The following is an 11946-nucleotide window of genomic DNA, read 5'->3' on the forward strand; positions in this document are numbered from 1 at the left end:
GGGACGCGAATTACAGAGTTCGCGCTACTTTACTCCGGCCCCGGAACCGTTCAAATACAAATAGATTCTCAGCCAACCCCTGCGTTTGAATGCTTGCCACAGACGAGATGGCCGGGCGCGCGCGATGCCGTTATTTTGCAGAATACAACGCTTCGCCATGCAGTTCCATAAGTACCAAGGCACCGGCAACGACTTCGTCATGATTGACGACCGGGCCAAAGTTTTCGACGAAACCAACCAAGCCCTGATTGCGCGCCTGTGCCATCGCCGGTTTGGCATTGGGGCCGATGGGCTGATTTTGCTGCGCAACAAGCCCGACTTTGACTTCGAGATGGTGTACTTCAACGCCGACGGCCGCCCTAGCTCCATGTGCGGCAACGGCGGCCGTTGCACGGTGGCGTTTGCCAAGTTCCTGGGGCTGATAGACAGCCACACGCGTTTCCTGGCCGTGGACGGTCCCCATGACGCCCGCGTGGACGACAATGGCACCGTGCACCTGAGAATGATTGACGTGGAGCCCGCCCAAGAGGCTGAAGTAGGAGAGGAGGACGTGTTTCTGCACACGGGCTCGCCCCACCACATTCATTTCCTTGACCCCAGCGAGTCGCCCAGCCTGGCGGAGTTCAACGTGTTTGCGGCCGGCCACGACATTCGCTACGACCAGGCCTACGACCCGGCCGGCACCAACGTCAACTTCGTGGAAGTGCCCGCCGACCCCGCCCAGCCCTGGCCCGTGCGCACCTACGAGCGCGGCGTGGAAGACGAAACCCTGAGCTGCGGCACCGGCGTCACGGCCGTGGCGCTGGCCGCCTCGCAGCGCGGGGCCGCCTCGCCGGTGCGCCTGCGCACCATGGGCGGCGAGCTGGAAGTGTCGTTCGAGCACCGCCCCGACGGCGGCTTTGCCAACGTGTGGCTGAGCGGGCCTGCCGTGCGCGTTTTCAGTGGAATGGTGGCGTAGTGGATTGTGACACGAAGGAATGGCAGCTTGTGATGTGGCCCCTAAAACGGACGTTTGATGAAACCTGCTGAACCCGCCAACCCGCCCGCCCGCCAACCCCCCGTTCGCCTGCGTGCCCTCGAACCCGAAGACCTTGATTTTCTGTACGCGCTCGAGAACGACCCGGCCATCTGGGGCGTGTCGGACATGCTGGCGCCGGTGTCGCGGCACGCGTTGCGTGAGTATCTGGCGCACGCTTCCAGCGATTTCTACGTAGTTAGGCAGCTTAGGCTTGTGGTTACTACTGAAATTAGCCGGGAGGCGGTGGGCGTGGTCGACCTGTTTGAGTACGACCCGCTCCACCAGCGGGCGGGCGTGGGCATCACCGTTTTGGCCGGGCAGCGGCGCCGCGGCTACGCCCGGCAGGCGCTCGAACTGGTGAAGGAGCACGCCCGGGTTGCGTTGCGGCTGCATCAGCTCTATGCCACGGTTCCGGCAGATAACGGGCCCAGTTTGAGCTTGTTCCGCGCGGCTGGCTTCCGGCGGGTGGGCACCCGGCAGGCTTGGCTGCGCACTCCCGGTGGCTGGGCCGATGCCGTGGAGTGGCAGTGTCTGCTGCAGGTGCAGCATTCCTACAGAGGTATTTTATAGTTATATACTCCGATTTTATAATTGAAGTTGGTCAGGATTTTAGCAGAATAAGCTGAACCATATCCTTTGGGAGGGGGGGGCCGTATAGTATAGCAAGCGCCCCGGCCGTTCTATCCCGTGTTGTTCCGGCCCGGCGCGAAACTCACCTTCCTGCCTTCTTCATGCCACCTTCATCGACGGTGGAAGCGCCTCTGCGTGCTTCCTCCACCGCTGCCCGGCCCAGCGCATCAGCTGCCGAAACTTCTGCTTCGTATACCCTGCCCGACCTTGTTTGCTTTGCGCATTTGCACTGGGACTTTGTATGGCAGCGCCCTCAGCATTTGCTTTCCCGCTTCGCTGAGCACGGCCGGGTGTTTTATGTCGAGGATGCTTTTTATCACAACGACGACCTCATCGAGCCGCACCTTGAGATAAAAGAACGTCAGAACGTGAAAGTGGTTGTGGCGCATTTGCCCCAACGCCTGCGCCACGACGATGCCGCCGCCGACCAAGCCCAATTTGAAATTCTAAGCCAGTTTTTTAACGAGCAAGGTCTTACAAAATACGTTTTTTGGTACTACACGCCCATGGCCTTGGGCAAGTCGCGCCATTTCCACCCGGCGCTCACCGTGTACGACTGCATGGACGAGCTGGCCGCGTTCAAGTTTGCGCCGCCGGAGCTGCGGCAGCGCGAGCAGGAGCTGTTTCAGAAAGCTGACCTGGTGTTCACCGGCGGCCAAACGCTGTACGAAGCCAAGCGCGAGCAGCACCCCGACGCGCACGCCTTCCCCAGCAGCATCGACAAGGCCCATTTTGGCCAAGCCCGTGGCCCGCTGGCCGAACCAGACGACCAGGCCCGCATTGCGCACCCGCGCATTGGCTTTTTTGGCGTGGTCGACGAGCGCCTGGACATTGAGCTGCTGCGCGAGTTGTCGCAGAATCACCCGGAATGGCAGTTCGTCATCATTGGTCCGGTGGTGAAGATTGACCCGGCCATTTTGCCCCGCACGCCCAACGTGCATTACCTCGGCGGTAAGGACTACAAGGAACTCCCCGCCTATTTGAAGGGTTGGGACGTAGCAACATTGCTATTCGCCGATAACGAAAGCACCAAGTTCATTTCGCCGACCAAAACCCCAGAATACCTGGCCGCCGGCAACCCCGTAGTGAGCACCCCGATTCGCGACGTGGTGCGCCCCTACGGCGACCTGAACCTAGTGCAGATTGCCGATAACGCCGCCGATTTCGGCAAGGCCGTTGCCACGGCCCTCACCCAGCGCGACGACGCCGACTGGCGCCAGCGCACCGACGCGTACCTGGCCACCATTTCCTGGGACCAAACCTGGCAGGGAATGGTCGACCTGATGCAGCAACGCCTCGCGGCCAAAGCCCCCGACGCGTCCACGACGCTCACGGCCAGCGCGCCCGCCATGGCCACCAAAGTTTCGGAGGTAGACCTGCCCCCCGCCGGTTCTCACCGGGGCGGTCTGTAGTGGTCAGTCGGTGGACAGATTAGTTGAATCTGGATTCCCATCCACCGTCTGATTACTGACTGCCGAATACCGAATACCAGACATTAATACTCAGTCCCTTCCTTACACATTTCCATACCCTACGCACCATGTTCGATTACCTCATCGTTGGGGCCGGTTTTGCCGGCAGCGTGCTCGCCGAACGGCTGGCCACCCGCAGCAATAAGAAGGTCCTCATCATCGACAAGCGCAGCCACATTGCTGGCAATGCCTACGACCACTATAACGAGGACGGCATTTTGGTGCACAAGTATGGCCCGCACATCTTTCATACCAACTCGAAAGAAGTGTTTGACTACCTCGGCAATTTCACCGAGTGGCGTCCCTACGAGCACCGCGTGCTGGCATCGGTTGACGGCCAGATGGTGCCCATGCCCATCAACCTCGACACCATCAACAAGCTTTATGGCCTGAATCTGACCAGCTTCGAAGTGGAAGAATTTTTCGCTTCGGTGGCCGAGTCGGTGCCCGTCATCAAGACGTCGGAAGACGTGGTGGTGAGCAAAGTGGGCCGCGAGCTCTACAACAAGTTTTTCAAGAACTACACCAACAAGCAGTGGGGCCTCGACCCCTCGCAGCTCGACAAGTCGGTGACCAGCCGCGTGCCTACCCGCACCAACCGCGACGACCGGTATTTCACCGACACGTACCAGGCCATGCCCCTGCACGGCTACACCCGCATGTTCGAGAACATGCTCAACCACCCCAACATCAAGGTGATGCTGAACACCGATTACCACGAGGTAATCGACTTCATTCCCTACAAGGAAATCATCTTCACCGGCCCGGTAGACGAGTATTTCGACTTCAAGTTCGGCAAGCTGCCCTACCGCTCGCTCGAGTTCAAGCACGAAACGCTGAACAAGGAGAAGCACCTGGCCGCGCCCGTGGTGAACTACCCCAACGAGCATCCCTACACGCGCATCACGGAGTTTAAGGCCCTCACCGGCCAGGACCACCCCAAAACGGCCATCGTGTACGAGTACCCGCAGGCCGAGGGCGACCCGTACTATCCCATTCCGATGCCGGAAAACGCCGAGCTGTACAACAAGTACAAGAAGCTGGCCGATGAGACGCCCAACGTGCACTTCGTGGGCCGCCTCGCCACCTACAAGTACTACAACATGGACCAGGTGGTGGCCCAGGCCCTGACGCTTTACAAGAAGCTGACGGAGAAAGAAAACGCTGCCAAGCCCGCCCGCCCGGCTATTTCGGGCAGCACGGCCCTGGTGGAGAAATTGGTGAGCCGCTCGCCGAAGCAAGAGTAGTAATTCTCCCTCTTCATTGCGGAAACTGCCACCCCATGCGCTTGCCTGGGGTGGCAGTTTAATTTAATGGCCGGGCCAAGCACAACGCTAGGCCGCGGACTGATTTTTTTTTGTTCTACCAATTAAAATTCCCATGTCTAATCTAGCTATCTGGGGGGGCATCGAATGCACCCAATGCCGCATTGGCGAAGGATATTATAACCAACTCGCCCGCAACGGCCACTGGACCCGCGTCAGCGACCTCGACGCCATTGCCGACCTTGGCCTGAAAACCCTGCGCTACCCCGTGTTGTGGGAGCATATCAGTCCCGACAATCCGGACACCTGCGACTGGACCTGGACGGACGAGCGCCTCCCTCGCCTGCGCGAGCTCGGCATCAACCCCATTGCGGGCCTGACGCACCACGGCAGCGGGCCACTGTACACGGCCATGCACGAGGACAGCTTCGCGCCCGGCCTGGCCCGGCACGCGGCCAACGTGGCCCGGCGCTACCCCTGGCTCACGCATTTCACCCCCGTGAACGAGCCCCTGACCACGGCGCGCTTCAGCTGCCTGTACGGGCACTGGTACCCGCACACCACCTGCCACCGCACCTTCGTGCGCGCCTTGCTCAATGAGCTAGAAGCCACGCGGCTGTCGATGAAAGCCATTCGGGAAATCATTCCCCATGCCCAACTGGTGCAAACCGAAGACTTGGGCCAAGCGCACAGCACGCCGGCCTTGCGCAAGCGAGCCGAGTTCGAGAACAATCGCCGGTGGATTAGCCTGGACCTTTTGTGCGGCAAGGTCACGCCCGAGCACCCGCTCTGGGGCTACCTCACCGGGCACGGCGCCCTTGCGGCCGAACTGCAGAGCTGGGTGGACGACCCCTGCCCGCCCAGCATCATTGGCATCAACCATTACCTTTCCAGCGAGCGGTACCTGGACGAGGAAATGCAGCACTACCCGGAGCGCACCGTCACCGTCAACGACGGCCTGACGTACTCCGACACCGAGGCCATCAACGTGGGCGGCGTGGAAACCGTGGGCATAGCCAACTTGCTGTTGCAAACCTGGCAGCGCTACCGCCTGCCCATTGCCGTGACGGAAGCGCACCTCAACAGCACCCGCGAGGAGCAGGTGCGTTGGCTCAACCACGTGTGGGAGGCCGCCGAAGAAGCCCGCACCCTCGGCGCCGACGTGCGCGCCGTGACCGTGTGGTCCCTGCTGGGCAGCTACGACTGGAACAAGCTCCTCACCTGCAACGTGGGCTACTACGAGCCCGGCCCGTTCGACGTGCGCAGCGGCGAGCTGCGGCCCACGCTGTTGGCCAAGCTGGTGCGTGCGCTGGCGCAGGGCCGCAAATTGCAGCATCCGGTGATGCAGTCGCCGGGCTGGTGGCTGCGCCCGAGCCGCGTGCTTTACCGCCCGCATTTGGCCGAAACGCGGGTGATGCTCAAGGGCCAAGAGAAAAATCAGTCCTCGGAATTACCTGGAGAGTTGGGCAACGCAGCGTAGGGCGCGTCACGGGGTTAGGTTGCGGGCTCCGGCGTTGAGCGGGGGCCCGCGGCACTCGCCAAATCAGCCGCTGCGCCGCTTTGCTCGTATTGGAAAGGCAGCATGCTTTTCGTTCAAGCCAAGCCAAGCGCTGGTTTGGGCCATTGTTCCACCGACGACGAATCCGATGACAACACTAGAACTCTGGGGCGGTATTGAATGCAGCCACTGCCGTGTGGGCGATAACTATTCCGACCAAATCACCCGCAGCGGGCACCGCCACCGCGTTTCCGACCTCGATGCCCTAGCCGAACTTGGCTTAAAAACCCTCCGCTACCCCGTGCTCTGGGAGCATACCTGCCCCGACAATTCCGACACCTGCGACTGGACCTGGGCCGACGAGCGCCTGCCCCGCCTGCGCGAGCTCGGCATTAACCCCATCATTGGCCTGGTGCACCACGGCAGCGGCCCCCGCTACACCGCCCTGCACGAGGACAATTTCGCCGCCGGCCTGGCCCGCCACGCCGGCAACGTGGCCCGGCGCTACCCTTGGCTCACCCACTTCACCCCGGTAAACGAGCCCCTGACCACGGCGCGCTTCAGCGCCCTCTACGGCCACTGGTACCCGCACACCGCCGACGACCGCACGTTTGTGCGCGCCCTGCTCAACCAACTCGACGCCACGCGGCAGTCGATGAAAGCCATTCGGGAAATCATCCCGCACGCCCAACTGGTGCAAACCGAAGACCTGGCCCAGATTCACAGCACGCCGGCCCTGCGCTACCAAGCCGATTTTGAAAACCACCGGCGCTGGCTCAGCCTGGACATTTTGTGCGGCCGCGTGTCGCCGACGCATTTTTTCTGGGACTACCTGTGCCAGCACGGCGCCACGGAAGAAGAACTGCAAAACTGGGTCGATGACCCGTGCCCGCCCGACGTACTGGGCCTGAACCACTACCTCACCAGCGAGCGGTTTCTGGACGAAGCCGCCGACAACTACTGGCCTTCTCACGCCGCCGAAAACGGCCAGCAACGCTACGCCGACGTGGAAGCCGTGCGCGTGGGCCGGGTGCAAATGGCTGGCGTAACCAGCCTGCTGCTGCAGGCCTGGCAACGCTACAAAATCCCCGTCTCCATCACCGAAGCCCACCTCAACTGCACCCGCGAGGAGCAGGTGCGCTGGCTACAGTACGTGTGGGAATCGGCCCAAGCGGCCCGCGAGCAGGGCGCCGACGTACGCGCCGTCACGGTGTGGTCCGTCTTTGGCGCCTACGACTGGGTGAGCCTGCTGACCCGCGACATCGGCCACTACGAAACCGGCGTGTTTGACGTGCGCAGCGGCCAACTGCGGCCCACGCTGCTGGCCAAGCAGGTGCGCAGCCTGGCCCACGGCCAGCCCTTTCAACATCCCGTGCTGCAAAGCCTCGGTTGGTGGCAGCGCCCCGGCCGCGTGGTTTTCCAGCCCAGCACCACCCCCGACAAATCCATAGAGCCGCGCCGCATGAAAATATCCGGCGCCACCCGCTCTGCTACCAAGGAGAAACTAAGATATGCGGCCTGATTTCGTTCCCAGCCACATTGCCGACCCGGACATTCGTCCCCTGCTCATAGCGGGGGCGCATGGCACCCTGGGCCGCGCCTTCGGTCGAATTTGCCACACCCGCGGCCTCGTCATTGCGGCCCTGGGCCGTGAAGAACTGGACGTGACCAGTCCGGTCGTCGTGGAAAAAACATTGGACTCGCTACGCCCCTGGGCTGTGGTAAACGCCGCCGGCTACGTGCGGGTGGACGAGGCCGAAAACAACGCCGGCGACTGCTTCCGCGAGAATGCCACCGGCCCTTCGGTGCTGGCCACCGCTTGCGCCGCGCGCGGGCTGCCTTTCCTCACCTTCTCCTCCGATTTGGTGTTCGACGGGCAGCAGCAGGAGCCCTACACCGAATCCTCGAAGCCGAACCCACTGAACGTGTACGGCCGCAGCAAGCTGGCCGCTGAGCAGCGCGTGCTGGCGGTGCATCCGCAGGCACTGGTGGTGCGCACCAGCGCGTTTTTCAGCGGCTGGGACGAGTTCAACTTCGTGCACTTTGCCATGCAGGCCGCCCGCGCAGGGCAGCGGTTCGAAGCCGCCGACGACGTGCGCATTTCGCCCACCTACGTGCCCGACTTGGTCAACACCGCGCTCGATTTGCTGCTGGACGAGGCCAACGGCATCTGGCACGTGACCAACGAGGGCGCCTGCACTTGGGCAGAACTGGCCCGCATGGCCGCGCAGCGCGCTGGCCTTTCGCCCGATTTTGTGGTGCCGCGCCCCATGGCCGACTTTGGCTTGCCCGCCACCCGGCCCGCGCAAAGCGTGCTGGTGAGCGAGCGCGGCATGATTTTGCCTTCCTTAGACGACGCCCTAAGCCGGTGTGTGAGCGAGATGGAGCGGCACTTTGCGCTGCCAGCCTGATTGTAGCGTTGACCCTGCGAGTCCGCGCCTGGGCTGCGCGGAAAAAACAGGAGTGCAAGGCGAGGCGCGGACTCGCAGGGTCCACGCTACATTCTGCCAGCATGGCACAATTTCCTTTTTGGGACGGTTTTAGCGGAAGGCTCCGTAAATTTGGGGTGCGCCCCGGCGCTATTCGCTAAAAAACTACCTGATGTTTGAATTCCTAGGCAAGACCGTCGCCAAAATATTTGGCTCCAAGTCGGAGCGCGATTTGAAAGATATCGTGCCCTACGTGGGCTTGATTAATGCCGAATATGCCAAACTGGCCGGCTTGTCCGATGACCAGTTGCGTGAGCAGACCGACTCCGTGCGGGCTCGCATTGCCGAGCGCCTCGCCGGTCTGGATGGGCAGATTGCGGGTTTGCACCAGCAAATCGACACTCAGCCTCAGCTCGACGTGGCCCAGAAAGAGGTGCTGTTCGAGCAGATTGACGCGCTGGAAAAGCAGCGCAACAAAGACTTAGAAGCCGTGCTCTTGGAAGTGCTGCCGCAGACCTTCGCCATTGTGAAGGAAACCGCCCGCCGCTACAAGGAGAACGGCCAGTTGGTGGTAACCGCCAACGAGCGTGACCGCGAGTACGCCACCACGCACCCCAACTGCGTGATTCAGGGCAACCAGGCCATCTGGAGCAACACCTGGACCGCGGCCGGCGCCGAAATCACCTGGGACATGGTGCACTACGACGTGCAGCTGATTGGCGGCGTGGTGCTGCACCAGGGCAAAATCGCCGAAATGGCCACGGGCGAAGGCAAAACGCTGGTTTCGACCTTGCCGTCGTTCCTCAACGCGCTGTCGAAGCGCGGTGTGCACCTTGTAACCGTCAACGACTACCTGGCCAAGCGTGACTCCGAATGGAACGCGCCGCTGTTCGAGTTCCACGGCATTACGGTGGATTGCATCGATAAGCACCAGCCCAACACGCCGGAGCGCCGCGCCGCCTACCAGGCCGACATCACCTACGGCACCAACAACGAATTCGGCTTCGACTACCTGCGCGACAACATGGCGCGCGACCCCGAAGAACTGGTGCAGCGCAAGCACCACTACGCCATGGTCGACGAAGTGGACTCCGTGCTGATTGACGATGCGCGGACGCCGCTCATCATCTCCGGCCCGGTGCCGCGCGGCGACGTGCACGAATTCTACCAGCTCAAGCCGCGCATCCAGCGCCTGGTGGACGAGCAGAAGAAGCTCGTGCAGAACTACCTCGTGCAGGCCCGCAAGCTCATCGCCGAAGGCAAAACCGGGGTGGAGGAAGGCGACAAAAACGGCGAGGGTGGCCTCATGCTGTTCCGCGCCCACCGCGGCCTGCCCAAGAGCAAGCCCCTCATCAAGTTCCTCAGCGAAAGCGGCAACCGCGCCGTGCTGCAGGCCACCGAAAACCACTACCTGCAGGACAACTCCCGGCAGATGCCCAAGGCCGACGAGCCGCTGTTCTTCACCATCGACGAGAAGAACAACCAAATCGAGCTGACCGAAAAGGGCATTGACCTGATTACGGCCCAGGGCGAAGACCCGCAGCTGTTCATCATGCCCGACATTGGGGCGGCCATTGCCGACATCGAGAAAAACGCCGCGCTCACCAGCGAAGAAAAGCTGCATCAGAAGGAAAAACTGATGAGCGACTACCAGGAAAAGTCGGAGCGGGTGCACACCGTGAACCAGCTGCTGAAGGCTTACACGCTGTTTGAGAAGGACGACCAGTACATCCTGACCGACGACGGGAAGGTGAAAATCGTGGACGAGCAAACCGGCCGCGTAATGGAAGGCCGCCGCTACTCCGACGGCCTGCACCAGGCCATCGAAGCCAAGGAAAACGTGCGCGTGGAAGACGCCACCCAGACCTACGCCACGGTGACGCTGCAGAACTACTTCCGCATGTACCACAAGCTGTGCGGCATGACCGGCACGGCCGAAACCGAAGCCGGCGAGTTCTGGGAAATCTACAAGCTGGACGTGGTGGTGATTCCCACCAACCGCGCCATCAGCCGCAAAGACTCCGACGACCAGGTGTACAAGACGGTGCGCGAGAAATACAACGCCGTGGCCCTGGAAATCCAGAAACTAGTGGAAGCCGGCCGCCCCGTGCTGGTGGGCACCACGTCGGTGGAAATCTCCGAGCTGGTATCGCGCATGCTGAAATTGCGCGGCATCCAGCACCAGGTGCTCAACGCCAAGCAGAACCAGCGCGAGGCCGAGATTGTGGCCGCCGCCGGTTTCCCAGGCACCGTGACCATTGCCACCAACATGGCCGGCCGCGGTACCGACATCAAGCTGCGCGAAACCTCCAAGGAGTCGGGTGGCCTGGCCATCATCGGCACGGAGCGCCACGAGTCGCGCCGGGTTGACCGCCAGTTGCGCGGCCGGGCCGGCCGCCAGGGCGACCCAGGCACCTCGCAGTTCTTCGTGTCATTGGAAGACAACCTGATGCGCCTGTTCGGCTCCGACCGGATTGCGAAGCTGATGGACCGCATGGGCATGGAAGAGGGCGAGGTGATTCAGCACTCGATGATTACCAACTCCATCGAGCGCGCCCAGAAGAAAGTAGAGGAAAACAACTTCGGCACGCGGAAGCGCCTGCTGGAGTACGACGACGTGATGAACGCCCAGCGCGAAGTGGTGTACAAGCGCCGCCGCAACGCCCTGCACGGTGACCGCATGGAAGTCGACATCCTCAACATGATTTACGACGTGAGCGAGGACATCGCCGCCGGTCATAAAATCACAGGTGATTTCGAAGATTTCAAGCTGGCCGTCATCCGCGTGTTTGGCTACGATACCTACCTGACCCAGCAAGACCTCACCAGCCTGCAGCTGCCGCAGCTCACCCAGAAGCTTTACGAAGAGGCCCTCGGCTATTTCCAGAGCAAGAACGAGCACATCGCCAGCAACGCCCTGCCCCTGGTAAACGATTTGCTGAACAACGGCGCGCCCTACGAGAACATTGCCGTGCCCTTCACCGACGGCAAGAAGCAGGTGCAGGCTATTGCTAACCTGCGCAAAGCTCAAGCTACCGGTGGCCACGACATTCTGCGTCAGATGGAGAAAGTGGTGGTACTGTCTGTGATTGACACGGCCTGGACCCAGCACTTGCGGCAGATGGACGACCTGAAGCAGGTGGTGCAAAACGCCGTGTACGAGCAGAAGGACCCGCTGCTGGTGTACAAGTTCGAGAGCTTCGAGCTGTTCAAGCGCATGATTGGCAAAGTGAACGAGGAAACCACCAGCTTCCTCTTCCACGCCGACGTGCCGGTGCAGCAAAACATGGTAGGCACCAACGCCGAGCCCGACTACTACCTCGAAGACGAGGAGCAGCAAACCAACTTCACCGTGGAGCACGAGTCCAGCCTCGACTCGCTCGGCGCCGGCCCCGAGGACATGGGCCCCGCCGACGTGCCCGCGGTAAAGCAAACCCCCGTGCGCAGTCACAAAGTGGCCAACCGCAACGACAAGGTGAGCGTGCAGTACATGGACGGCACCGTGAAACGCGACGTGAAGTACAAGTCCGTGGAGCAGGACGTGGAAAGCGGCCGGGCCGTATTGGTGGACTAGCTAACCCGCTCATAAAACGCAAAGGCGGCCTTCCCAATCGGGAAGGCCGCCTTTTTTTGT

The 11946-nt window shown here is 61.7% G+C and carries 8 protein-coding genes; all 8 read left to right on the forward strand.

All coding sequences use genetic code 11. The features are described 5' to 3' along the window. Positions 1–157 precede the first annotated feature (157 nt). The 8 genes from dapF (at position 158) to secA (ending at position 11886) form a co-directional block, all read left to right on the forward strand. Positions 158–958 (forward strand): diaminopimelate epimerase, encoded by an 801-nt coding sequence (gene dapF, locus VF629_RS16980; protein ID WP_331059682.1) that lies wholly within the window; start codon positions 158–160, stop codon positions 956–958. Positions 959–1015: 57 nt separating this feature from the next. Further along, positions 1016–1588, forward strand: coding sequence for a GNAT family N-acetyltransferase (locus VF629_RS16985; protein WP_331059683.1), 573 nt, complete (start codon positions 1016–1018; stop codon positions 1586–1588). A gap of 161 nt (positions 1589–1749) precedes the next feature. Then, positions 1750–3060 carry a glycosyltransferase family 1 protein gene (locus VF629_RS16990; RefSeq protein ID WP_331059684.1) on the forward strand — a complete coding sequence of 437 codons (1311 nt, stop codon included), beginning with the start codon at positions 1750–1752 and terminating at the stop codon, positions 3058–3060. A 128-nt stretch (positions 3061–3188) separates the two neighbouring features. Further along, complete coding sequence (gene glf, locus VF629_RS16995) at positions 3189–4367, forward strand: UDP-galactopyranose mutase (RefSeq protein ID WP_331059685.1); 1179 nt, start codon at positions 3189–3191, stop codon at positions 4365–4367. A gap of 133 nt (positions 4368–4500) precedes the next feature. Beyond that, entirely contained in the window at positions 4501–5865 is a 1365-nt protein-coding gene (locus tag VF629_RS17000; protein ID WP_331059686.1) for a family 1 glycosylhydrolase, read from the forward strand. 166 nt (positions 5866–6031) lie between these two features. Further along, complete coding sequence (locus VF629_RS17005; RefSeq protein ID WP_331059687.1) at positions 6032–7405, forward strand: family 1 glycosylhydrolase; 1374 nt, start codon at positions 6032–6034, stop codon at positions 7403–7405. Continuing rightward, positions 7395–8294 (forward strand): NAD(P)-dependent oxidoreductase, encoded by a 900-nt coding sequence (locus VF629_RS17010; protein WP_331059688.1) that lies wholly within the window; start codon positions 7395–7397, stop codon positions 8292–8294. Before VF629_RS17005 ends, VF629_RS17010 begins: the two co-directional genes overlap by 11 nt. Before the next feature lie 190 nt (positions 8295–8484). Further along, the gene (secA, locus tag VF629_RS17015) at positions 8485–11886 is read left to right on the forward strand and encodes a preprotein translocase subunit SecA (protein WP_331059689.1); all 3402 of its coding nucleotides are present in this window, start codon (positions 8485–8487) and stop codon (positions 11884–11886) included. The last annotated feature ends 60 nt before the right edge of the window (positions 11887–11946 follow it).

Source organism: Hymenobacter sp., from assembly GCF_036388155.1.
Taxonomy (GTDB): domain Bacteria; phylum Bacteroidota; class Bacteroidia; order Cytophagales; family Hymenobacteraceae; genus Hymenobacter.